The 22,453-nt window shown below is 67.2% G+C and carries 20 protein-coding genes; 7 read left to right on the forward strand and 13 right to left on the reverse strand.

The annotated features are described in order from the left end of the window. Positions 1-277: 277 nt before the first annotated feature. The 4 genes from PA6_RS08825 to PA6_RS08840 form a co-directional block, all read right to left on the reverse strand. Complete coding sequence (locus PA6_RS08825; RefSeq protein WP_021700556.1) at positions 278-1,642, reverse strand: MBL fold metallo-hydrolase RNA specificity domain-containing protein; 1,365 nt, start codon at positions 1,640-1,642, stop codon at positions 278-280. After that, a complete protein-coding gene (locus PA6_RS08830; RefSeq protein ID WP_021700557.1) occupies positions 1,642-4,029 on the reverse strand; it encodes a phosphoketolase family protein in 2,388 nt (795 codons plus the stop codon). The genes PA6_RS08825 and PA6_RS08830 overlap by 1 nt, the downstream gene beginning before the upstream one ends. Positions 4,030-4,173: 144 nt before the next feature. Beyond that, positions 4,174-6,129 carry an acetate--CoA ligase gene (acs, locus tag PA6_RS08835; RefSeq protein ID WP_021700558.1) on the reverse strand — a complete coding sequence of 652 codons (1,956 nt, stop codon included), beginning with the start codon at positions 6,127-6,129 and terminating at the stop codon, positions 4,174-4,176. A 274-nt stretch (positions 6,130-6,403) separates the two neighbouring features. Next, complete coding sequence (locus PA6_RS08840) at positions 6,404-7,957, reverse strand: sigma-54-dependent phenylalanine hydroxylase transcriptional regulator PhhR (protein WP_021700559.1); 1,554 nt, start codon at positions 7,955-7,957, stop codon at positions 6,404-6,406. Between the two features lie 218 nt (positions 7,958-8,175). Here PA6_RS08840 and phhA point away from each other — a divergent pair, with 218 nt between their 5' ends. From phhA to PA6_RS08855, 3 genes are all read left to right on the forward strand, one after another. Next, a complete protein-coding gene (gene phhA, locus PA6_RS08845; protein ID WP_255209918.1) occupies positions 8,176-9,000 on the forward strand; it encodes a phenylalanine 4-monooxygenase in 825 nt (274 codons plus the stop codon). Between the two features lie 169 nt (positions 9,001-9,169). Further along, entirely contained in the window at positions 9,170-9,526 is a 357-nt protein-coding gene (locus PA6_RS08850) for a 4a-hydroxytetrahydrobiopterin dehydratase (RefSeq protein WP_021700561.1), read from the forward strand. Next, entirely contained in the window at positions 9,523-10,722 is a 1,200-nt protein-coding gene (locus tag PA6_RS08855; protein ID WP_021700562.1) for an amino acid aminotransferase, read from the forward strand. Before PA6_RS08850 ends, PA6_RS08855 begins: the two co-directional genes overlap by 4 nt. 399 nt (positions 10,723-11,121) lie before the next feature. Here PA6_RS08855 and PA6_RS08860 read toward each other — a convergent pair whose 3' ends face one another. The 3 genes from PA6_RS08860 to selD are packed head-to-tail and all read right to left on the reverse strand — an operon-like array spanning position 11,122 to position 13,615. Further along, positions 11,122-11,478, reverse strand: a complete 357-nt coding sequence (locus PA6_RS08860; RefSeq protein WP_021700563.1) for a hypothetical protein — start codon at positions 11,476-11,478, stop codon at positions 11,122-11,124. Beyond that, on the reverse strand, positions 11,475-12,581 hold the full coding sequence (mnmH, locus tag PA6_RS08865; RefSeq protein ID WP_021700564.1) for a tRNA 2-selenouridine(34) synthase MnmH: 1,107 nt from the start codon (positions 12,579-12,581) through the stop codon (positions 11,475-11,477). Before mnmH ends, PA6_RS08860 begins: the two co-directional genes overlap by 4 nt. Then, the gene (gene selD / locus PA6_RS08870) at positions 12,581-13,615 is read right to left on the reverse strand and encodes a selenide, water dikinase SelD (protein ID WP_021700565.1); all 1,035 of its coding nucleotides are present in this window, start codon (positions 13,613-13,615) and stop codon (positions 12,581-12,583) included. The genes mnmH and selD overlap by 1 nt, the downstream gene beginning before the upstream one ends. A gap of 161 nt (positions 13,616-13,776) precedes the next feature. On the opposite strand from selD, the gene PA6_RS08875 reads away from it, so the two are divergent. The 4 genes from PA6_RS08875 to phnE are packed head-to-tail and all read left to right on the forward strand — an operon-like array spanning position 13,777 to position 17,007. After that, positions 13,777-14,628: a putative selenate ABC transporter substrate-binding protein gene (locus PA6_RS08875; RefSeq protein ID WP_021700566.1), complete on the forward strand. Its 852-nt coding sequence runs from the start codon at positions 13,777-13,779 to the stop codon at positions 14,626-14,628. Beyond that, positions 14,625-15,422: a phosphonate ABC transporter ATP-binding protein gene (locus PA6_RS08880; protein ID WP_021700567.1), complete on the forward strand. Its 798-nt coding sequence runs from the start codon at positions 14,625-14,627 to the stop codon at positions 15,420-15,422. The genes PA6_RS08875 and PA6_RS08880 overlap by 4 nt, the downstream gene beginning before the upstream one ends. Continuing rightward, positions 15,416-16,243 carry a PhnE/PtxC family ABC transporter permease gene (locus tag PA6_RS08885; protein WP_021700568.1) on the forward strand — a complete coding sequence of 276 codons (828 nt, stop codon included), beginning with the start codon at positions 15,416-15,418 and terminating at the stop codon, positions 16,241-16,243. Before PA6_RS08880 ends, PA6_RS08885 begins: the two co-directional genes overlap by 7 nt. Beyond that, positions 16,240-17,007 carry a phosphonate ABC transporter, permease protein PhnE gene (gene phnE, locus PA6_RS08890; protein ID WP_021700569.1) on the forward strand — a complete coding sequence of 256 codons (768 nt, stop codon included), beginning with the start codon at positions 16,240-16,242 and terminating at the stop codon, positions 17,005-17,007. Before PA6_RS08885 ends, phnE begins: the two co-directional genes overlap by 4 nt. Positions 17,008-17,178: 171 nt before the next feature. Here phnE and PA6_RS08895 read toward each other — a convergent pair whose 3' ends face one another. From PA6_RS08895 to edd, 6 genes are all read right to left on the reverse strand, one after another. Then, a complete protein-coding gene (locus PA6_RS08895; protein WP_021700570.1) occupies positions 17,179-18,153 on the reverse strand; it encodes a GGDEF domain-containing protein in 975 nt (324 codons plus the stop codon). A gap of 46 nt (positions 18,154-18,199) precedes the next feature. Beyond that, positions 18,200-18,613 carry an alternative ribosome rescue aminoacyl-tRNA hydrolase ArfB gene (gene arfB, locus PA6_RS08900; protein WP_021700571.1) on the reverse strand — a complete coding sequence of 138 codons (414 nt, stop codon included), beginning with the start codon at positions 18,611-18,613 and terminating at the stop codon, positions 18,200-18,202. A 56-nt stretch (positions 18,614-18,669) separates the two neighbouring features. Continuing rightward, the gene (locus PA6_RS08905; protein ID WP_021700572.1) at positions 18,670-19,089 is read right to left on the reverse strand and encodes a VOC family protein; all 420 of its coding nucleotides are present in this window, start codon (positions 19,087-19,089) and stop codon (positions 18,670-18,672) included. Between the two features lie 11 nt (positions 19,090-19,100). Further along, the gene (locus PA6_RS08910; protein WP_021700573.1) at positions 19,101-19,523 is read right to left on the reverse strand and encodes a YciI family protein; all 423 of its coding nucleotides are present in this window, start codon (positions 19,521-19,523) and stop codon (positions 19,101-19,103) included. 280 nt (positions 19,524-19,803) lie between these two features. Further along, entirely contained in the window at positions 19,804-20,517 is a 714-nt protein-coding gene (gene pgl / locus PA6_RS08915) for a 6-phosphogluconolactonase (RefSeq protein ID WP_021700574.1), read from the reverse strand. Further along, positions 20,514-22,337: a phosphogluconate dehydratase gene (gene edd, locus PA6_RS08920; protein WP_021700575.1), complete on the reverse strand. Its 1,824-nt coding sequence runs from the start codon at positions 22,335-22,337 to the stop codon at positions 20,514-20,516. The genes pgl and edd overlap by 4 nt, the downstream gene beginning before the upstream one ends. Positions 22,338-22,453: the final 116 nt, after the last annotated feature.

Here is a 22,453-nt window from a genome sequence, read left to right on the forward strand (position 1 = left end):
ATTCTATCGACCAGGGGTGGGTCGATATTTCTTCAAAGCGACAACAAATTACAGAAGCACAGGGCGAGCGCGGAGCGCGTATTGACAGGCCAGCCAAAAGATGACCAAGGGGACACAAACCAAACCTTTAGACACAGCAATAAGCAGGCCATAAAACACAAACACCCTATTCCACAGGGCCTGCAGCCCCGCACCCGCATCCAATCATGCACGCATGCGGGGCATGACGTTCCCCGCCCACCCCAAAAGTGGGCGAGGTGTTACTCGACGCTGTTACTCACAGCTCGAATTCCTGCCCCTGCAGCGGCACGCACACCGACCAGCCAAGCTCGCGCTGGATGCGCTCGCGCAGCGCCTCGGAGGCATCCGCCTCGCCGTGCACCACGAAAACCCGCCGCGGCGCGCGCTGGAAGCCGGACAGCCAGCGCATCAGCTCGTCGCTGTCGGCATGCGCCGACAGCATCGGCAGCTCGGCGATCTCCGCGTTGATCGGCAGCCACTGGCCATAGATCTTGGTCTCCCGCGCCCCTTCCAGCAGCTTGCGCCCGCGCGTGCCGGCGGCCTGGTAGCCGGAGAACAGCAAGGTGTTGCGGTGATCCGGACCGAACGCAGCGATGTGGTGCAGCACGCGCCCCCCGGTGGCCATGCCGCTGGCCGAGATGATCACCTTCGGGTAGCGGTTGGCCGACAACGCCTTGGACTCCTCGACATCGCGCACATAGGTGACCGAGTCGCAGGCCGCCTCGCAGTCCTGCCGGCCCAGACGGTGCTCCTTGGGGTAGCGCTGCAACAGTTCGCTGGCACTGGTGGCCATGGGGCTGTCGAGATAGACCGGCAGGTTGTGCAGCCGACCACTGCGGCGCAGCTGCCAGAGACTGTGAATCAGCGATTGCGCACGGCCCACGGCGAAGGCCGGGATCACCACCGTACCGCCGCGCTGCACGGTGCGCTTGATCACCTCTTCGAGCGCATCCAGCGGATCGGTGGTGTCGTGATGACGGTTGCCGTAGGTCGACTCGATCACCACGTAGTCCGCCTCCGGCACACTCTCGGGATCGTGCATGACCGGATCGTCATAACGCCCCAGGTCGCCGGAGAACAGGATGCGCCGACCACCGATGTCGATCTGCGCGGTGGACGCGCCGAGAATATGCCCGGCGCGGCGCAGCAGCAGGCGGCCATCCCCCGGCAGCGCCACTTCCTCATGCAGCGCCGCCGGTTTGAACAGCGCCATGGTCCGGTCGATATCGGCGACGCGATAGAGCGGCAGGGCCGGCGAGTGCTTGGAGAAGCCCTTGCGGTTGGCCAGCTCGGCGTCCTTCTCCTGCAGGAAGGCGCTGTCACGCAGAATCAGCTCAGCCACGTCGCGGGTCGCACTGCTGCAGTGGATGCGCCCGGAAAAGCCATCCAGCACCAGCCGCGGCAGGTAGCCGCAATGGTCCAGGTGAGCATGGGTCAGCACCACCGCATCGATGTCGCCGGGACTGATCGGCAAGCGCTGCCAGTTCAACTCGCGCAGGTTCTTCAGCCCCTGGAACAGCCCGCAGTCGATCAGCAGGCGGGTATCGCCACAGGTCAGCAGGTGTTTGGAGCCGGTTACGGTACCGGCACCACCCAGGCTGGTCAGAGAAAGCTTGGCCATCAGATTTTCCTTTCGAGATTGGCAATATGCAGATCGGCGGCCCGCCCCTGGCCCTGGATGGCCAAGCGCTGGGGCTCGTCGAGCAGACTGGACAGCGGGCGACCACTGAGCGCGGCCACGGCCTCGACCACGTGGGCCCAGGTGCAGCGGTTGGCGAACAGCATGCCGTCGACGTCCAGCGTACCGCCACGGTTGATGTAGCCCAGGGCACGCGTGCGTTCGACGCCACCATCGAGGCGGCGCAACACCCCCAGCATCGGCTCGGGACGAGTGTGACACAGCAGCACGCGCGGCAGGTGGCGCGGGAACAGCGCCTGCAGGCGGGCGTCATCCAGCACGAAGGCAGCCTCCAGCTCATCGCGCGGGCTGCGCAGGCGCCCCGGTTCGATGATCAGAGTGACGCAGCTGCGGCAGCCGCGCGCGGCCAGTTCGGCGTGGGCCAGCAGCGCCTGTTCCAGTTGATAGGCGCCGATGGCCACCAGTTGCACCTCGGCGTCGGCAGGGTCGCCGCGCAGGTGCAACGCGCCCTGCTGCAGCAGCTGGCGACAGGCCTCGGCATCCAGCTGACCGGCCACCTCGCGTTTCGACACCACCAGGCAGCCGAGCTGGCCTCGCTCGCCATAGAGCGCCTGCAGGGCGGCCTGGGCGCTATTGGCGTCGACCGGGAACAGCACCCGCGTGGTGTCGGCCATTTCGCCGAGCAGCGCTTCGCCGATGGTCGGGTCCTGGTGCGATTGCTCGTTCTTGGCGTTCTCCCAGGTGTGCGACGTCACGATCAGGGGCACGGCAAGCCAGCCCGGCGCCTGGCCGAGCAGTTTCTGGTGGCGGGCAAAGATCGCCTCCTGGCGCAGCAGGCCGAGCATCTTCACGGCGAACGCCTCGTAGCTGACGATCAGGTTCAGCCCGCCCTTGTTGCCCAGTGCCGCCGCCGCGACGGCCTCTTCGTTGAGCGCGGTGATCACCGCGCCGTGCAGGTCCTCAGCCACGCCAGGCTCCGGCGCGTTGACCCGGTGACGCAGCAGCGCCAGGGTCTCGCCCATCTTGTTGCTGGCCAGCTCGTCGGGGTTGCCGACCCGCACGCGCAACTGCGGGTTGGCCCGTACCAGCTCGACGAACCAGCGATCCAGCGCGCTCATCGCGCTGCCGTGCGTGCCAGGCGCCTGCCAGTGCGGCGGCGGCAACTGCGCCGGCACCGGGTGGCGGTGCGCCATCGGGTGCTGGCTTTCGCGCGCCCGCGCCACGCGCTCATGGTTGTTGAGGCAGGCGACGGCGGCCTCCAGCTCGGCCGGCGGCACATGCAACGCCCGCGCTGCCGTATTGAACAGCTGGCGAGCCCGCACATCGCTGTGCGGGTTGCCCGCCAGCGGCAGGTTGTGCGCCGCATTGCTGCCGGCTCCGGGAAAACCGAAGCCCTTCTCGGTAACGGCAATCACGTAGGGCAGCGGTGCCGGGTAGCGGCGCTGCGCGTCGGCGGCGAAGGCCTGCAGGCGCGCCTCGGCTTCGAGGATGGCCCAGGCGATCGCCGCCGGATCGCGGCCGTCGATGATCAGCGGATCGAAACCATTGAGGCGCAGGTCCTCGGCCATCCAGGCCGCACCGCCCTGCTGCACGATCTGCGTGCGCTGCTCGATGCGCCGACCATTGAGAATCATCACCGGCACCGCCAGCCCGCAATCCTCGGCCCGCCACCAGCGTGGCGCCCAATCCGAACCGCGCTGCTCCTCGAAGGCGCCATCACTGAGAAAGGCCACCAGGCGCTCGCCCGGCAACGGCATGTGCACGTACTGCAGGCCAGCGAAGCCGAGGTAGCCACCCTCGCACACCGCACCGGCCGTGTGCGGCCCGGCATGACTGCCGAGCGGCACGGCCGGCATGCCCTGGGCATCGATGGCGTAGGAGTAGAAATCGCCGATCAGCCTGGCCAGCCCGGCCGTACTGCGGTCATAGCGGCCCTGCTGGGTCGGCGACAGGTCGCCGGTCAGGGTGTTGATCGCCTCGATGGCTGCCACGCAGTGGCCCTGCCCCATCAGCCAGCCACGGGTGGTCGCACTTAGGGCATTGGCCAGGAGGTAGCCGACGAAGGCCGGCACCATGTTCAGCGAACCGCCGGTGTGCCCTTCGGGAACGACCTTGAAGTCCTCGGCAGCCAGTTCCCTGCCGTCGAGGTCGATGCGCCGCGCATAGGTCATGTGCGCCACCAGGCTCAGGGCCATGCTGGTCAGCCGGTCGGCACTGCGCAGCAGCTCCAGCCCCTGCGCCTGGTCGGCCAGGCGGCCGGCGGCGACCAGTCGCGCAATCAGGTCGCGCACGCGCTCGATGGTTTGCGGCTGACGGCACAGCGGCCCCCATCCGGAGCACCAGTCACCCCACATCTCGGTATCGTTCATCTGACCTCCTCATCCGTGCTTGCCTGCATTGTCGGCGCTAGACGCCGGCAATGCACTGCCTCGTGTCAATGAACCCTTCCACCGCCTCCCAGAAACGACAAACCCCGGCTTGTGGCCGGGGTCGTGCGCCTTGCGGGGCTGCCGTCAGGCGGCTTGCATGGTGCGATGAGTGTCGATGAGGTGCTGCACCACGCCAGGATCGGCCAGCGTGGAGATGTCGCCGAGAGAATCGTATTCGGCAACGGCGATCTTGCGCAGGATGCGGCGCATGATCTTGCCCGAGCGGGTCTTCGGAAGTCCCGGAGCCCACTGGATGACGTCTGGCGAGGCGATCGGGCCGATCTCCTTGCGCACCCAGTTCTTCAGTTCCTGACGCAGTTGTTCGGACGGTTCCTCGCCGGCATTCAGGGTCACGTAGACATAGATGCCCTGGCCCTTGATGTCGTGCGGTACACCCACCACCGCGGCCTCGGCGACCTTGGCATGCGCGACCATGGCGCTTTCGATCTCGGCGGTGCCCATGCGGTGGCCGGAGACGTTGAGTACGTCGTCCACGCGACCGGTGATCCACCAGTAGCCATCCTCGTCGCGACGCGCGCCGTCACCGGTGAAGTACATGCCCTTGAAGGTGTTGAAGTAGGTGTCGACGAAGCGGTCGTGGTCACCATACAGGGTACGGGCCTGCCCCGGCCAGGAATCGATGATGACCAGGTTGCCCTCGGTAGCACCTTCGAGGATGTTGCCCAGGTTGTCCACCAGGGCCGGCTGCACGCCGAAGAACGGCCGCGCGGCGGAGCCCGGCTTCATCGCGTGGGCACCCGGCAGCGGGGTCATCAGGCAGGCGCCGGTCTCGGTCTGCCACCAGGTGTCGACAATCGGGCAACGGCTCTGGCCGACATTCTCGTAGTACCAGTGCCAGGCTTCCGGGTTGATCGGCTCGCCGACCGAACCGAGCAGGCGCAGGCTGGAACCATCGGCGCCCTGCACCGCTGCCTTGCCTTCGGCCATCATGGCGCGAATGGCGGTCGGCGCGGTGTAGAGGATATTGACCTTGTGCTTGTCGATGATCTGCGCCACGCGGGTGACGTCCGGATAGTTCGGCACGCCCTCGAACATGACGGTGGTGGCACCGTTGGAGAGCGGGCCGTAGATCAGGTAGGTATGGCCGGTGACCCAGCCGATGTCGGCGGTACACCAAAAGACTTCGCCCGGGCGGTAGTCGAACACCCGCTCGTGGGTCAGCGAGGCGTACACCAGGTAGCCGCCGGTGGTGTGCAGCACGCCCTTGGGTTTGCCGGTGGAGCCGGAGGTGTAGAGGATGAACAGCGGCTCCTCGGCGCCCATTTCCTTCGGCGCGCAGGTGCTGCCGGCCACCTTCAGCAGGTCTTCGTACCAGATGTCGCGGTGCTGGTTCCACTTGATGTCGCCACCGGTGCGCTTGACCACGATGATCTTCTGCACGCTGGCGGTTTCCGGGTTGGTCAGCGCGTCATCGACGTTGCTCTTCAGCGGGACTTTCTTGCCGCCGCGCACGCCCTCGTCGGCGGTGATCACCACCTTCGACTTGCAGTCGATGATGCGACCGGCAAGGGCCTCCGGCGAGAAGCCGCCGAACACCACCGAGTGGATGGCACCGATGCGCGCGCAGGCCAGCATGGCCACCGCCGCCTCGGGGATCATCGGCATATAGATGGTCACCACATCACCACGGTGCACGTCCTGGCCACGCAGGGCGTTGGCGAACTTGCACACCTGCTCGTGCAGCTCGCGGTAGGTGATTTCGCGGTGCTCGGACGGATCGTCGCCTTCCCAGATGATGGCGATCTGGTCGCCACGGGTTTCCAGGTGGCGGTCCAGGCAGTTGGCCGAGAGATTGAGGGTGCCATCGGCGAACCACTTGATGTCGACATGGTGGTCGTCGAAGGAGGTCTGCTTGACCTTGGTGAACGGCTTGATCCAGTCGATGCGCTTGGCCTGCTCGCGCCAGAAACCGTCCGGGTTGATCACCGACTGCTGGTACATCGCCTTGTAGGTGGCTTCGTCGGTCAAGGTATTGGCGGCCACCTCGGGACGCACGGGGTAGATGGAAGCAGCAGTCATGGCGGATACCTCAAAGGGCGGTTGTTTTTGTATGGTTCCTTTTGTATCCCCCGACACCCTGTGGGGCCATTCGACCATGGTCTTACCGCTCTACGACCATGGTCTCAAAGCCGCTGCCCGGTCAAATGGCGGGCAAAAAAAGGGGCGACCCTAGGGCCGCCCGCCAAGTCATTCCGGGGAGGAATGTCAGAAACGCATCCGGATATCGCAGGAGCCGGATGGCTACTTTTTACGCCCTCACCCGCCCCGCAACCATTGCACCAAGGTCGTAGCCCTAGTCCTTGCCCACCCCGTGCTGGCGCAGCTTGTTGGCGATGGTGGTGTGCGACACGCCCAGGCGCTTGCCCAGCTGGCGACTGCTCGGATGCTCGGCGTACAGGTGCTCCAGTACCGCCTTCTCGAAGCGGCCGAGGATCGCATCGAGGTCGCCGTCGATGGAGAAATCGCCCAGCGGCTGCGGCGCACCGTAGTCCGGCAGACGGATATGCTCGGCCTTCACCGTGCCGCCGTCGCACAGCGACACGGCCTGGAACAGCACGTTCTCCAGCTGGCGCACGTTGCCCGGCCAGTGATAGTGGGCCAGGCGCTCGAAGGCCTGCGGCGCCAGCTTGGGTAGCGGGCAGCCGATCTGCCGGCTGGCCGAATCGAGGAAGTGCTCGACCAGCGGCGCCAGGCCGTCCAGGCACTCGCGCAGCGGCGGGATATGCAGGCTGAGCACATTGAGGCGGTGATACAGGTCCTGGCGGAATTCGCCCTTGGCGCACAGCTCGGACAGGTCGACCTGGGTGGCGCAGATCACCCGCACATCCAGGTACACCTCCTCGTCGCTGCCCACGCGGCGGAAGCAGCCATCCTGCAGGAAGCGCAACAGCTTGGCCTGCAGGCGCGGGCTCATCTCGCCGACGCCATCGAGGAACAGCGTGCCGCCGGCCGTCAGCTCCAGCAGGCCGAGCTTGCCCTCCGGGCGCGCGCCCTCGAAGGCGCCGGGGCCGTAGCCGAACAGCTCGGTCTCGGCCATGGATTCCGGCAGCCCCGCGCAATTCAGCGCCATGAACGGCGACTGGCCGCGCGGGCTGGCCAGGTGGCAAGCGCGCGCCAGCAGTTCCTTGCCAGTGCCGGTCTCGCCCTCGATCAGCAGCGGTGCATCCAGCGGCGCCATGCGCCGCGCTTCGCGCACCACCGCGGCCATCACCCTGGAGCTCTGGAAGATCGAATCGAAGCCGCGCAGCTCGTGTTTGCGCACGTTATAGATACGCTCGCCGACGCGGTCGGCGCGGTGCAGGGTCAGCACGGCGCCGGCCAGGGCCTCGCTTTCGTCATGCTCGGACTGCAGCGGCGCGATGTCGGCGAGGAACACATCGCCCTTGACCCGCACCCGCAGGCCATTGACCCGCGACTTGTTGGCACGCACCAGCTCGGGCAGGTCGAAGTCCTCGATATAGCGCGACAGCGCCATGCCCGGCACCTCGTCGACGCGCACGCCGAGCAGCTGCGCGGCGCTGCGGTTGGCGGCGACGATGGAGCCGCCCATGTCGATGGAGAGCACCGGGAAATCCAGCGCGCCGAGCAGCGCGTTGAGCTCCAGGTGACGGCGCTCGCTGGGCATCAGGCCGACACGCTTGACGCCGAACACGCCGGGAATGGCCTCGAACTTCGGCCGCAGCGACTGGAACTGCAGGTTGATCAGGTTCGGGCAGTGCAGGTAGATGGCGTTGCCCTGCTCGCCGCCGACTTCGCCACGGGCGACGTTGATGCCGTAGTCGACCAGCAGGTTGAGAATGTCGCGCAGGATGCCGACGCGGTTCTGGCAGTGGACTTTGATGCGCACGCTGAGCCCCTTGAATTGTGATTGTCGGGCGGGAGCGGCCGATTTTTCGCAAGGCGGCCGTCATTTTCCGTCAAGAATATGTGACAGCCAGGACAGACAACAAGGTCGCCATCTGTCATTCCCACACAGTCGTAATCAATTCTTTACGAAAAAGCCCGCTCCTTCTGGCTCGACGAGGTTGCCAGCCCCTCCTCAGGTTGCGCCATCGGCGTTATCCCTTGTCCCAGACAAGAACAACAGCCCAGCGGGAGACCTGCATGAAAGGCACGCAGTACGTGGCTCGGCAACCGGACGAGAGCGGCTTCATCCACTACTCGGACAGCGAGCACCAGGTGTGGAACACCCTGATCACCCGGCAGATGAAGGTGCTGGAAGGCCGCGCCTGCCAGGAGTACTTCGACGGCATCGAACAGCTGCGCCTACCGCATGAGCGCATCCCCCAGCTCGGCGAGATCAACCAGGTGCTCGGCGCCAGCACCGGCTGGAGCGTGGCCCAGGTGCCGGCGCTGATTCCCTTCCAAACCTTCTTCGAGCTGCTGGCCAGCAAGCGCTTCCCGGTCGCCACCTTTATCCGCACCCCGGAAGAGCTGGACTACCTGCAGGAGCCGGACATCTTCCACGAGATCTTCGGCCACTGCCCGCTGCTGACCAATCCCTGGTTTGCCGAATTCACCCACACCTACGGCAAGCTCGGCCTGGCCGCGAGCAAGGAGCAGCGCGTGTACCTGGCGCGGCTGTACTGGATGACCATCGAGTTCGGCCTGGTCGATACCCCGGCCGGCCGGCGCATCTACGGCGGCGGCATCCTCTCCTCGCCCAAGGAGACGGTCTACAGCCTCTCCGGCGCACCCGAGCATCAGACCTTCGACCCGCTGGAGGCCATGCGCACGCCGTATCGCATCGACATCCTGCAGCCACTGTATTTCGTCCTGCCGGATCTCAAGCGCCTGTTCCAGCTGGCCCAGGAGGACATCATGGGCCTGGTGCAGCAGGCCATGACGCTCGGCCTGCACGCGCCGAAGTTCCCGCCCAAGGCGGCGTGAGCTTTAACTCCCCTCGCCCATTCATGGGAGAGGGGCTGGGGGAGAGGGTCGAACCTGACAGCACCTTCTCCCTACGCGGGCCGCCCCCTCTCCCGCCAGCGGGAGAGGGAACTGATCGACAACCCCCTCACCTTCTATGCTCTGACCTCGACTATCCAAGGAGCCCGAAATGACCAGCCTTGCCCAAGCCCAATGCGAAGCCTGCCGCGCCGACGCGCCCCATGTCAGCGAAGAAGAGCTGGCCACGCTGATCCGCGAGATCCCCGACTGGAACATCGAAGTACGCGACGGCCACATGGAGCTGGAGCGCGTCTACCTGTTCAAGAACTTCCGCCATGCCCTGGCCTTCACCAACGCGGTCGGCGCCATCGCCGAGGAAGTCGGCCACCACCCGGCCCTGCTCACCGAGTGGGGCAAGGTCACCGTAACTTGGTGGAGCCACGAGATGAAAGGTCTGCACCGCAACGACTTCATCATGGCCGCGCGCACCGATGTGCTGGCCAACGCGGCCGAGGGGCGCAAGTGAAACACTTCGCCACCATCGCCCGGGTGCCGGGCGACCCCATTCTCGGCCTGCTCGACGCCTATCGCGCCGATGGCAACCCGGCCAAGCTCGACCTCGGCGTCGGCGTATACAAGGACGCCTCCGGTCTGACGCCCATCCCGCGCGCGGTGAAGCTGGCCGAGCAACGCCTGATCGATGGCGAAACCAGCAAGACCTACATCGGTGGCCACGGCGCACCGGAGTTCGGCGAACGCCTGTTGGAGCTGTGCTTCGGCAACGGTAACGCGCTGCTCGCCGATGGCCTGCTCGGCGCCACCCAGACGCCCGGCGGCACCGGCGCCCTGCGCCTGGCCGGCGAATTTATCGCCAGGAATCTTCCGGGTAGAGGCATCTGGCTCAGCGACCCAACCTGGCCGATCCACGAGACGCTGTTCGCCGCCTGCGGACTCAAGGTCGGCCACTACGCCTATGTCGGCGCGGACAACCGCCTCAATGTCGAGGCCATGCTCGCCGCCCTCGCCCACCTGCCCAAGGGTGATGTGGTGCTGCTGCACGCCTGCTGCCACAACCCCACCGGCTTCGACCTCGCCCCGCGCGACTGGAAGCGCGTGCTGGAGGTGGTCAAGGCGCGCGAGCTGCTGCCACTGATCGACTTCGCCTACCAGGGCTTCGGCGACGGCATCGACGAGGACGCCTGGGCCGTGCGCCTGTTCGCCGCCGAACTGCCGGAACTGCTGGTCACCAGCTCCTGCTCGAAGAACTTCGGTCTCTATCGCGAACGCACCGGCGCGCTGATCGTGAGGGCGGATAACGTCGAGAAGCTGCTCGATATTCGCAGCCAGCTGGCCTTTTTGGCGCGCAACCTGTGGTCCACCCCGCCATCCCACGGCGCGGCAGTGGTGGCCGAGATACTCGGCGATGCCGAGCTGAAGGCCCTGTGGGCAGCGGAAGTCGATGCCATGCGCCGACGCGTAGCCGACCTGCGCACGGGCCTGGTCGAGGCCCTGCGTCCGCATGGCCTGGCCGAGCGCTTTGCGCATATCGCCGAGCAGCGCGGCATGTTCTCCTACACCGGCTTGACGCCAGCCCAGGTGCAACGCCTGCGCGACGAGTTAAGCGTGTACCTGGTGAGCAGCGGCCGCGCCAGCGTGGCGGGGATGAGCGAAGCGCGCCTGGACTACCTGGCCGGAGCCATCGCCCGTGTCTGCCAGGCCTGAACGAAAACGCCGCCCGAGGGCGGCGTTTTTTCTGGGAGATCACGGTCGTCACCGGCCAGACCTGCGGACTGGGCGAAGCGCAATGCCGGAGTAACTCACCCCGGCCCTCTCCCGAGGGGAGAGGGAGACAAGCCAAGCGAGCCTCAGCCGGACCAGGCTCGTCGGCATCGCCGGCATCGCCGACTTCGCTGGCAGAACCGCCTGGAACTGAAGGCCACACGGACATTCCCCTCTCCCGCCGGGAGAGGGGCTAGGGGTGAGGGAATGTGACGAGGCACAGGGCTAGCCAGCCCCCCCCTCACGACCCGTTGCAGCCCCAGCTAGATCCGCATACGGCTCCGTGCAGGACACCCCCACGCCCATTCACGGGAGCAGGACCAGGAGAGATGAAATCCCCCGTCAGTCCAGCTGATCGTCGCGGATCAGCACATAGCTCGCATCGGCGCGGTCGTAGACGTAGTACATCTCCACCTGCATGCCGCGCATCACAGCCAGGTAGTCACCGGGCTCGGCAACGAAGAAGTCGTTGCTGTCGGCCTTGGCCGGGCTCTCGATGCGGGCGGTGACGAACAGCGCAGGATCGCTGCCGTCGAAGTAGTCCTCGCGCTCGTCGGCATCCCACTCGGCCGGCGCCGTGAAAGGCCCCTCGAACAGCACGTGGCCGTCGCCCAGCTCCAGTTCCTCGGCGTCCGGGTCGTTCTCGTCCGGGCGGTACAGGGTGCAGTCCAGGGCGTCCGGGTGGTCTTTCAGTTTCATGCCTTGCTCCGTGATGCGCGGTCGCGCAGATAGGCCAGCACGGCATCGTGCTCGCCGGCGAATTCGATGCGCGCAGCCTTGCTCTCGCGCTGGTAGACATACATCGGGTCGTAGTACTCGTTCAGCAGCGCCTCGATCCAGGCCCGGTGCAGGTCCACCGCGCCGCTGCGCGCCTGCTCGTCCAGCGCCTGCGCCAGGATGGCGCGCAGGCGCGCATGGCGCTCGCCGCCCAGGCGTTTCTGGATATTGTCCATGCTCTGCAGCAGGCGCGCGGCGAACAGGGCAAAACCCTGCTCCTCGCCATGCACGGCGAGGAATTCGGCGGCCAGGTCGATCACGTAGTCACGCAGGATGCGCTCGACGCGATCGGCGACGCTATCTTCCAGCCACACCAGCGGGTAGTCCTGCATGCCCTGGTGCAGCGATAGTGGCAGCGAGCAGGTGCCGATCAGGCGACTCTCGTCTTCCAGCACGAACTGCTGCTGGCCGCGCGCGCGGCGTTTGAGCAGGTCGATGGCCAGGCGGTTCTCGAAGTCGATCTGCGCCGGCTGGCCGGTGGCGCGCTTGCCGAAGCTGGAGCCACGGTGATTGGCGTGGCCTTCAAGGTCGATGCTGTTGTCGAGGGCGGCGATCACCTCAGTCTTGCCGGTGCCGGTCATGCCGCCGACGATGACGAAATCGCACTCGGCCACGGCGCTGTCGAGGGTCTCGATCAGGAAAGTACGCATGGCCTTGTAGCCACCGATCACCCGCGGGTAGTCGATGCCGGCGTCCGCAAGCCACTGCTGGACGATCTGCGAGCGCAGGCCGCCACGGAAGCAGTACAGGTAGCCGTTTGGGTTGGCCCTGGCGAAGGCCGCCCAGGCCTCGACCCGCTCGGCCTTGACCTTACCGGAGACCAACTGGTGGCCCAGTTCGATGGCCGCCTGCTGGCCCTTCTGCTTGTAGCAGGTACCGACCTTCTGTCGCTCGATGTCGGTCATCAGCGGCAGGCTGATGGCGTTGGGGAAGGCGCCCTTGGTGAATTCCACCGGGGCGCGCATGTCCATCATCGGCAGGTCGTTGAGGAAGATGTCGCGGTAGTCGGCCGTGTTGTCGCGCATCACAGCACCTCTACCGCGTAACGCTGTCGCTCGACCAGCTGGCCGATGGGCGCCAGGCTCAGGCCCAGCTCGGCGGCCACGGCGAGGAACTCGGCCTCGCCCTCAGGGCTGACGGCGATCAGCAGGCCGCCACTGGTCTGCGGGTCGCACAGCAGGTTGCGCTGCTGCTCGGAAATCGGCGCGATCTTCTCGCCGTAGCTGTCGAAGTTGCGCAGGGTGCCACCGGGTACGCAGCCCTCGGCCAGGTAGTAATCGACGCCCGGCAGGCGCGGCACGGCGGCGTAGTCCAGCTGGGCGGTGAGATCCGCGCCATCGGCCATCTCCACCAGATGACCGAGCAGACCGAAGCCGGTGACGTCGGTCATCGCCTGCACGCCAGCCAGCTTGCCGAAGCGGCTGCCGGGTTTGTTCAGGGTACACATCCAGTCACGCGCCAGACCGACGTCCTGCTCGCGCAGCTTGGCCTTCTTCTCGGCGGTGGTAAGGATGCCGATACCCAGCGGTTTGGAGAGATACAGCTTGCAGCCAGCCGTGGCGGTGTCGTTGCGTTTCATGTGTTTCTTGTCGACCACACCGGTCACCGCCAGGCCGAAGATCGGCTCCGGCGCATCGATCGAGTGGCCGCCGGCCAGCGGGATGCCAGCGGCGTCGCACACGGCGCGGCCGCCACGGATCACTTCGCGCGCCACTTCCGGCGCCAGCAGATTGACCGGCCAGCCGAGGATGGCGATGGCCATCAGCGGATCGCCGCCCATGGCGTAGATGTCGCTGATGGCGTTGGTGGCGGCGATGCGGCCAAAGTCATAGGGGTCATCGACGATCGGCATGAAGAAGTCGGTGGTGGAGACCACCCCGCGCTCCTCGTCCAGGGCATAGACCGCCGCGTCGTCGCGCGAGGCGTTGCCGACCCACAACTTGGGGTCGAGGTTCTGCGCGCCGCTGCCGGCGAGGATCACCTCCAGCACCTTGGGGGAAATCTTGCAGCCACAACCGGCACCGTGGCTGTACTGGGTCAGGCGGATCGGCTCGCTCATCGCAACGCTCTCGGCAAATCGGATAACAGGCGGCGGATTCTAGCAAAGCTGTTCTTTGTGCCGGTCACTCATATAATCGCCGCCGTTCTACTAACCTGACGGAGCCCGCCCGAGTGGCCGGCCCCTTCGAACCTTTTCCGCCATTGAACCGGAGAATCTTCATGCTCAAGCCCGTTCTGGCCCTGGCTGCTGGCCTGGCCCTGTCCTTTACCGCCCTGGCTGCCCAGGCCGCCGACGTCCTCAAAGTCAGCGCCATCCCCGACGAGGCCCCTACCGAGCTGCTGCGCAAGTTCAAGCCGCTGGGCGCCTACCTGGAAAAAGAGCTGGGCATGAAGGTCGAGTTCGTCCCGGTCGCCGACTACCCGGCCGTGGTCGAGGCCCTGGCTACCGACCGCCTGGACCTGGCCTGGCTGGGCGGCTTCACCTTCGTTCAGGTACGCCTGAAGACCGGCAACGCCATCCCGCTGGTGCAGCGCGAGCAGGACGCCCAGTTCACCAGCAAGTTCATCAGCGCCAACCCGGACGTGAAATCGCTGGCCGACCTCAAGGGCAAGAGCTTCGCCTTCGGCTCGGTGTCCTCCACCTCAGGCAGCCTGATGCCGCGCTACTTCATGCTGCAGGACGGCATCAAGCCGGAAACCTTCTTCAGCCGCGTCGGCTACTCCGGTGCGCATGACGCCACCGCCGCCTGGGTCCAGGCCGGCAAGGTCGACGGTGGCGTGCTCAACGCCAGCGTATGGGACAAGCTGGTCGCCGCCGGCAAGGTCGACACCAATAAGGTGAAAGTCTTCGCCACCACCCCGGCCTACTACGACTACAACTGGACCGTGCGCGGCACCCTCGACCCGGCCCTGACCGCGAAGATCAAGCAGGCTTTCCTCGCCCTCGACCCGGCCAACCCGGAGCACAAGGCGATCCTCGACCTGCAGGCCGCCTCGCGCTTCATCGACACCAAGCCCGAGAACTACAAGGGCATCGAAGACGCCGCTCGCGCCGCCGATCTGCTGAAATGAGCCTGCGCCTGACCGGCGCGCACCTGCAGCACGGTAATGGCGTCCACGCCCTGCGCGGCGTGGACCTGAACATTGCCAGCGGTGAGCGGGTGGCCATCATCGGCCCATCCGGCGCCGGCAAGTCCAGCCTGCTGGGCCTGCTGGCCAGCGCGCTGCCGCCCAGTAGCGGCAGCGTCGAGCTGCTGGGCGCCGATCCCTGGCGCCTGCCGGCCAGCGCCCGCCAGCGCCTGCGCACGCGCATCGGCCTGATCCACCAGGCGCCACCGCTGCCGCCCCGGCAGCGGGTGGTGACCGCGGTGCTGGCCGGCAAGCTTGGCCAGTGGGGGCTGGGCAAGAGCCTGCTTAACCTGCTGCATCCCGTCGATATTCCCGGTGTCAGGGAGGTGCTCGCCCGCCTGGACCTGGCCGATAAGCTGTTCGCCCAGTGCCAGCAGCTCTCCGGTGGCCAGCTGCAGCGCGTCGGCATCGCCCGCGCGCTGTACCAGGACCCCGAGCTGCTGCTGGCCGACGAGCCGGTGTCGGCGATGGACCCGGTGCTGGCCGACCACACCCTCTCCGTGCTGTGCCGGCATGCCGAGGCGCGCGGTGTGACCCTGGTCGCCAGCCTGCACGCGGTGGACCTGGCGCTGGCGCACTTTCCGCGCATCGTCGGGGTGCGCGAGGGGCAGATCGTCTTCGATCGCCCGGCCAGCGAAGTCAGCCCGGAACTGCTCGATGCTCTCTACGCCAACGAGCAGCTGGTGTCGCCGCAGGCACCGGCGGTGACCCTGACCCTGCAGATCCCGCGATGCTGAGAAGCGACAGCCGCGACCCCGCCGCCCTACCCCGTCTGCTGCTGACGGTGCTGGCCGTGGTATTGCTATGGCCGGGTATCCAGCTCGCCGAGCTGAATCCGGGCGTGCTGCTGGCCGCCGACAGCCAGAGCGAGATGGGCCGCTTCGTCGCCGCCTTCTGGCCTCCGGCGCACACGCCCGACTTCCTCCAGCTGCTGCTCGACGCCACCCTGCAGACCCTGGCCATTGCCACCGCCGGCATGGCCCTGGCACTGCTGGTGGCGATTCCCGCCGGCCTGGCCGCCAGTCGTGCGCTGTCGCTGTCGGCGGCCTCGCGCGGCGGCCGCCCGAGTGCGCTGGGCCAGGCACTGCGCTGGCCGGTGCGCGGCCTGCTGATCTTCCTGCGCAGCGTGCCGGAAATCGTCTGGGCCCTGCTGTTCGTCCGCGCCGTCGGCCTTGGCCCGACCGCCGGGGTGCTGGCCATCGCCATCACCTACGCCGGCATGCTCGGCAAGGTCTATGCGGAAATCCTCGAATCGGTCGACCAGCGCCCCATGCATGCCCTGCTGCAGGGCGGCAGCGGCCGTCTCAGCGCCTTCGTCTACGGCCTGCTGCCGAATGCCGCCGCCGAGCTGACCTCCTACACCGTGTACCGCTGGGAATGCGCGATCCGCGCCTCGGTGGTGATGGGCTTCGTCGGCGCTGGCGGCCTGGGCCAGCAGATCGACCTGTCGCTGCGCATGTTCGCCGGCGGCGAGGTGGCCAGCATGCTGCTGACCTTCCTCCTCCTGGTGCTGCTGGCCGACGCGTTGAGTCGCGTGCTGCGCGGGAGGCTGGCATGAATCGGCTGACCAACCTCGCCCTGCTGCTGGCGATTGTCGCCGCCGTAGTCGCGTCCTTCAGCTACCTGGGCCTGGACCTGGCCGCACTGGGCCAGGCGGACAACCTGGGGCACATGGCCGACTACGCCGCGCGCTTCCTGCAACCGGACCTGAGCGGCGGCCATCTGCTGGCCATCGGCCGTGGCGCGCTGGAAACCCTGGCCATGTCGGCCCTCGGCACCCTGCTCGCCGCCCTGCTCGGCCTGTTTCTGGCGCTGCCGGCGGCCGGTCGCTTCGGCGTGCTGGCACAGAGCGTCACGCGCCTGCTGCTCAACGGCCTGCGGGCGATTCCGGAACTGGTGTGGGCGGCGCTGATGGTGCTGGCCGCCGGACTCGGCCCGAATGCCGGCACCCTGGCGCTGGCCCTGCACACGGCGGGCGTGCTGGGCCGGCTGTTCGCCGAAGCGCTGGAGAACACGCCCACAGCGCCGGCCGAGGCGATCCGCCTGCAGGGCGGCAGCCAGATCAGTGCCTTCTGCTACGGCACCCTGCCCAACCTGTGGCCGCAACTGCTGGCCTACTCGCTGTACCGCTGGGAGAACAATATCCGCATGGCCAGCGTGCTCGGCTTCGTCGGTGCCGGCGGCCTGGGGCAGATGCTCTATGTCAGCCTTAGCCTGTTCCAGGAAGCTCAGGCCAGCACGGTGATCCTGGCCATGCTGGTGCTGGTGTTCGCGGTGGATGCCCTGAGTGGCTGGACGCGGCAGCGCTGGGTACGTGCCTAAACTCCCCTCTCCCACTTGTGGGGGAGGGCTCGCACTTTTCCCTCTCCCTAGCCCTTTCCCGTAAACGGGAGAGGGGACAGAAGCCACGTGGCTCACTCGGCTCGGCCCCGGATTGCATCCGGGCTACGACCAACGCCGCTCCCCCGCGCAGAACCCCGTGGCTAACTCGTCCTAGGCCTGGCAGGCATCCGCTTCGCCGCCCCCGCAGTTGCCTTGCAGCAGGCGGTCGCGGCCCTGCTGCTTGGCTTGGTAGAGCAGTCGGTCGACCGCCTCGATGAAGGCCAGCGGCGTATCGCCAGCCTCGGGAATGATGGTGCCGACGCCCAGGCTGACCGTCACCAACTGCGCCACGTTGGACTGCTCGTGGGCGATCTGCTCCTTGCGCACCAGCTTGCGGCAGCGCTCGGCGATCTTCTTCGCCGACTCGGCGTCGGTCTCCGGCAGTACCAGCACGAACTCCTCACCACCGAAGCGCGCCACGCAGTCGCGCGGGCGCGCCGCCGCTCCCTCCAGGGCCCGGCCGATGCGCTTGAGGCAGTCGTCGCCGCGGATATGCCCGTAGTGGTCGTTGAACTGCTTGAAGAAGTCGATATCCAGCAGGATCAGCGACAGCGGGCGGCGTGTGCGCTGGGCGTTGCACCATTCGATCTCGAGGATCGAGTCGAACATGCGCCGGTTGCTGATACCGGTCAGGCCGTCCTTGTAGGAGTACTCCTCCAGCTGGCGCTGCAGCGCCAGCAGCTGTTCCTCGGTCTTCTTGCGTTCGCTGATGTCGAACATGAAGCCGATCAGCGCCTCGGTCTCGCCGGCGGCGTTGCGTTGCACATGCACCACGTCGCGAATCCACACGTAGCGGCCGTCGGCGGTCAGCGCCCGGTAGTCGGCCTCGTGGTCGATGCCGTTCTGCGACTGGGCGATGCAGAAATTCACCACGCGCTCGCGGTCTTCCTCATGGATGCGCTCGGCCCAGTCGTTGGCGCTAATCCAGCTCTGCTGCGTCCAGCCCAGCAGCGGCGCGATCTGCGGGCCGATGTAGGCGAAGGTCATGGTCTTCCAGTCGATCTTCCAGGGAATGGCCTTGGTCGATTCGAGCAGGGTCTTGTACACGGCGCTGTCGGCCGTGTCGGGCACTATGGGGTCGAGCATGCTGATGAATCCGCGACGATGTACTCAGAAACTATGCCGGATCGCCTCAGTAGTCCACCTTTCTACGCCCGGCCTTGACGGTCGCCCGTCGGCTTTTGCCGTCCAGGCGGCGTTTCTTCGAACCCAGGGTCGGCTTGGTCGGGCGCCGCGCCTTCTCGGTCTTGCCGGCGCTGCGGATCAGTTCGGCCAGGCGCTCCAGCGCATCGGCGCGATTCTGCTCCTGGGTGCGGTACTGCTGGGCCTTGATGATGACCACGCCACCCTCGGTGATGCGGCTGTCGCGCAACTCCAGCAAGCGCTCCTTGTAGAACGGCGGCAGCGACGAGGCCTGGCTGTCGAAGCGCAGGTGCACGGCACTGGAGACCTTGTTGACGTTCTGCCCACCCGCCCCCTGGGCACGGATGGCCGTCAACTCGACCTCATCATCGGGCAGATGGACGCTATTGGAGATCACCAGCATGGGAAACGGGCGCCACGGAAGAACGGGCGCCCAGCATACCCCAGGTCGGCATCGGTTCAGGCGGCCTGGCTATCTCCGTCGAAGTTGATCATCCAGGGCACGCCGAAGCGGTCGGTGAGCATGGCGAAACGCTCGGCCCAGAAGGTGGCCTGCAGCGCCATCTGCACCGAGCCGCCGACGCTCAGCGTCTGGAACAGGCGCTCGGCATGGGTCACGTCCTCGGCCTGGATCGAGATATGGCAGCCCTTGATGCCGTCATAAGGCTCACCCGGCATGGTGTCCGAGCCCATCAGCAGCTGGCCACCGACACTCAGGCCGGCATGCATGGTGCGATCGCGATGCTCCGCCGGCACCTCGTCGCGCACCGGGCTTTCGCCGAAGGGCATTACCACCAGCTCGCCACCGAACACCTGATGGTAGAAGCGAAAGGCCGCGGCGCAGTGGCCGTCGAAGATCAGGTAGGCATGGATATTCATTTCTGCGCTCCTTATTCGGCGGCCATGCGGGCCCGCAGGCGTTCTTCCTGCTCGCGCAGCTCAGGGGTGAATTCGGCGCCGAAGTCCTCGGCCTCGAACACCTGGCGGATCTCGATCTCCGAGTCGCCGGGCATGGGGTTGGGGCAACGTTTGACCCACTCGACGCACTCGGCCAGGGACGCCACCTCCCACAGCCAGAAACCGGCGATCAGTTCCTTGGTCTCGGCGAAGGGGCCGTCGATGACGCTGCGGTCGGCGCCGGAAAAGCGCACCCGCACGCCACGGCTGCTCGGGTGCAGGCCCTCGCCGGCCTGCATGATGCCGGCCGCGACCAGCTCCTCGTTGTACCGGCCCATGGCCGCCAGCAGCTCCTCGCTGGGCATCACGCCGTTTTCGGAATCCTCGGTGGCCTTGACTATCACCATGAAACGCATCGTCTTTCTCCCTGATTGGCGCCCGCCAGAGTGGCGGGTCTGTCCATTGGTCGAACGACAGTCAAGCAGATCGACAGGGGGACGAAAAAAATTTCAACCGAATGGTCAACCCATCGCAGATTGCATCCGGGCCACTGGCTCCCCTCTCCCAGCCGGGGGAGAGGGTGATCGCTGACACAGAGCCCCTCTCCCGTAAACGGGAGAGGGGATACCCGGCGAACCCTGTAGCCCGGATGCAATCCGGGGGCGGAGTCGCCTGCTTACCCGGATTGCATTCGGGCTACGGGCACCAGTGGATCTGCAACGGCGGGCGCAGCAGTGCGCGGATCGGCAGCGCCTCGGCCGGCCCCGGTTGCAGGGCGCGGGCCAGCGTCGCCAGCTTGGGCTGGCCCTGGATGGCCAGCAGCGCCAGGCGCGCGGCGCGCAGGGGGGGCAAGGTCAAGCTCAGGCGCTCGACCGGCGCACTCGGCGCGCGCAGCGGCAGCAGCCGGCGCGGGCAGTCCTCGCGCAGGGCCTCGGCAAGGTTGGGGCTGCCAGGAAACAGCGAGGCGCTATGCCCGTCGTCGCCCATGCCCAGCAGCAGCACGTCGGCCGGCGGCAGCCCGGCCAGACGGGCCTCGGCCAGGTCGGCGGCCTGCGAGTGACTGGCCGCCGGCTGGTACAGACTGACGAAACAGGCCTCGGCCGCCGCCCCCTGCAGCAGGTGACGGCGTACCAGGGCCTCATTGCTGTCGGGATGTGACGGAGCCACCCAGCGTTCATCGACCAGGCTCACCAGCACCTGCTTCCAGGACAGCGGCTCGCGTGCCAGGCGTTCGAACAGGGCGACGGGGCTGCGCCCACCCGAGACCAGCAACAACGCCCGCCCCCGCTCGCCCAGCGCCTGGCGCAGGGCATCGGCGACGCGCTGCGCCAGGGCCTCGGCCATCTGCGCGGCGGTCTCGTACTGGTAGCCCGGCACGCCGAGTGGCATCTGCAGCGATGCCAGGCTCATTGCAGCGCCGCCAGGCTGGCGGAGAACACGCTGGCGCCCTGCTCCGCGCTGCTGAACCCGGCGCGCATGAAGGCGAACAGCTCGCGACCGCTACCGATGGCCGGCGGCGGCGGCGCTACCGGTTCGCGGGCGGCGAACTCGGCGGCATCGACCAGCACCCGCAGCTCGCCCGTGCGCCCGTCGACGCGGATCAGGTCACCGTCGCGCACACGCGCCAACGGGCCGCCATCACAAGCCTCGGGGCAGACGTGGATGGCCGCAGGGACCTTGCCCGAGGCGCCGGACATGCGCCCGTCGGTGACCAAGGCAACCTGGTAGCCACGGTCCTGCAGCACGCCTAGGAACGGCGTGAGCTTGTGCAGCTCGGGCATGCCGTTGCAGCGCGGGCCCTGGAACCGCACCACGGCGACAACGTCACGGTCCAGCTCGCCGGCCTGGAAGGCAGCGGCCAGCGCGGCCTGGTCATGAAAAACCCGCGCAGGGGCCTGAATCACATGGTGCTCGGGCGCCACGGCGGAAAGCTTCATCACCCCGCGGCCGAGGTTGCCCTGGAGCAGGCGCAAGCCACCCTCGGGCGAGAACGGCCGCGCCACCGGACGCAGGATGCTCTCGTCCAGGCTGGCCACGGCACCCGCGCGCCAGACCAGGCGTTCACCGTCGAGGAAAGGCTCCTCGGTATAACGGCGCAGACCGGGGCCGGCCACGGTGGCAACGTCCTCGTGCAGCAGACCGGCGTCGAGCAGCTCGCGGATCAGCAGCGCGGTGCCGCCGGCAGCCTGGAAGTGATTGATGTCGGCCTTGCCGTTGGGGTAGACGTGGGCCAGGGTCGGCACCACCTCGGACAGCTCGGCCATGTCCTGCCAGGTCAGCTGGATGCCGGCGGCCTGGGCGATGGCCGGCAGGTGCAGGCTATGGTTGGTCGAGCCACCGGTGGCATGCAGTGCCACCACCGCGTTGACCAGGCAACGTTCGTCGACCAACTGCCCCAGCGGCAGGTAGTGCCCGCCCTGGCGGGTCAGGCGCGCCGCCTGCTGCGCCGCCGCGCGGGTCAGGGCATCGCGCAGCGGCGTGCCGGGGTTGACGAAGGAGGCGCCCGGCAGGTGCAGGCCCATCACCTCCATCAGCATCTGGTTGGTATTGGCGGTGCCGTAGAAGGTGCAGGTACCGGGACCGTGGTAGGCCTTCATCTCGGACTCGAGCAACTCGTCACGGCTGGCCTTGCCCTCGGCGAAGCGCTCGCGCACGGCGGCCTTGTCCTTGTTGGACAGGCCGCTGGTCATCGGCCCGGCCGGCACGAACAGGGTCGGCAGGTGGCCGAAGCGCAGCGCGCCGATCAGCAGGCCGGGAACGATCTTGTCGCACACTCCCAGGCACAGCGCGGCATCGAACATGTTGTGCGACAGCGCCACGGCGGTGCTCATGGCGATCACCTCGCGGCTGGCCAGGCTCAGCTCCATGCCCGCCTCGCCCTGGGTCACGCCGTCGCACATGGCCGGCACCCCGCCCGCCACCTGGCCGACCGAGCCAACCTCGTGCAGCGCCTGCTTGATCAGCGCGGGAAAGCGCTCGTAGGGCTGGTGCGCCGACAGCATGTCGTTGTAGGCGGTCACGATGGCCACGTTGGCCGCATCGGGCAGGCGCAGGGTCTGCTTGTCGTGGCTGCTGCAACCGGCCACGCCGTGGGCGAAGTTGGCGCACTGCAGCTTGCCGCGCTGCGGCCCCTGGGCGGCGGCCGCGCCGATCAGCGCCAGGTAGTGCTGGCGGGTGGCGCGGCTGCGCTCGATCAGGCGCTCGGTGACTTCCAGTACACGGGGATGCATCGCAAGGCTCCTCTGTTCATGCGCACACTTTACCCCCGCAGGCGCCTGAAATCTTTGGTCGGAATTTAGCGGCTGCCGAGGCCGGTGCCCGGCGCTAAGTTAGCCGCCTGGTTTTT

This window comes from Aquipseudomonas alcaligenes NBRC 14159 (assembly GCF_000467105.1).
Taxonomy (GTDB): Bacteria; Pseudomonadota; Gammaproteobacteria; order Pseudomonadales; family Pseudomonadaceae; genus Aquipseudomonas; species Aquipseudomonas alcaligenes.

Bases quoted from the DNA above. Each gene is read 5' to 3' on its own strand.
- arfB (WP_021700571.1), bottom strand. From the start codon at position 18,613: ATGCTGGTGATCTCCAATAGCGTCCATCTGCCCGATGATGAGGTCGAG.
- PA6_RS08825 (WP_021700556.1), bottom strand. From the start codon at position 1,642: ATGGCCAAGCTTTCTCTGACCAGCCTGGGTGGTGCCGGTACCGTAACC.
- selD (WP_021700565.1), bottom strand. From the start codon at position 13,615: ATGAGCGAGCCGATCCGCCTGACCCAGTACAGCCACGGTGCCGGTTGT.
- edd (WP_021700575.1), bottom strand. From the start codon at position 22,337: ATGCATCCCCGTGTACTGGAAGTCACCGAGCGCCTGATCGAGCGCAGC.
- pgl (WP_021700574.1), bottom strand. From the start codon at position 20,517: ATGAGCCTGGCATCGCTGCAGATGCCACTCGGCGTGCCGGGCTACCAG.
- PA6_RS08905 (WP_021700572.1), bottom strand. From the start codon at position 19,089: ATGAATATCCATGCCTACCTGATCTTCGACGGCCACTGCGCCGCGGCC.
- mnmH (WP_021700564.1), bottom strand. From the start codon at position 12,581: ATGCGCGACAACACGGCCGACTACCGCGACATCTTCCTCAACGACCTG.
- PA6_RS08880 (WP_021700567.1), top strand. From the start codon at position 14,625: ATGAGCCTGCGCCTGACCGGCGCGCACCTGCAGCACGGTAATGGCGTC.
- PA6_RS08875 (WP_021700566.1), top strand. From the start codon at position 13,777: ATGCTCAAGCCCGTTCTGGCCCTGGCTGCTGGCCTGGCCCTGTCCTTT.
- acs (WP_021700558.1), bottom strand. From the start codon at position 6,129: ATGACTGCTGCTTCCATCTACCCCGTGCGTCCCGAGGTGGCCGCCAAT.
- PA6_RS08860 (WP_021700563.1), bottom strand. From the start codon at position 11,478: ATGAAACTGAAAGACCACCCGGACGCCCTGGACTGCACCCTGTACCGC.
- PA6_RS08885 (WP_021700568.1), top strand. From the start codon at position 15,416: ATGCTGAGAAGCGACAGCCGCGACCCCGCCGCCCTACCCCGTCTGCTG.
- PA6_RS08830 (WP_021700557.1), bottom strand. From the start codon at position 4,029: ATGAACGATACCGAGATGTGGGGTGACTGGTGCTCCGGATGGGGGCCG.
- PA6_RS08910 (WP_021700573.1), bottom strand. From the start codon at position 19,523: ATGCGTTTCATGGTGATAGTCAAGGCCACCGAGGATTCCGAAAACGGC.
- PA6_RS08895 (WP_021700570.1), bottom strand. From the start codon at position 18,153: ATGCTCGACCCCATAGTGCCCGACACGGCCGACAGCGCCGTGTACAAG.
- phnE (WP_021700569.1), top strand. From the start codon at position 16,240: ATGAATCGGCTGACCAACCTCGCCCTGCTGCTGGCGATTGTCGCCGCC.
- PA6_RS08850 (WP_021700561.1), top strand. From the start codon at position 9,170: ATGACCAGCCTTGCCCAAGCCCAATGCGAAGCCTGCCGCGCCGACGCG.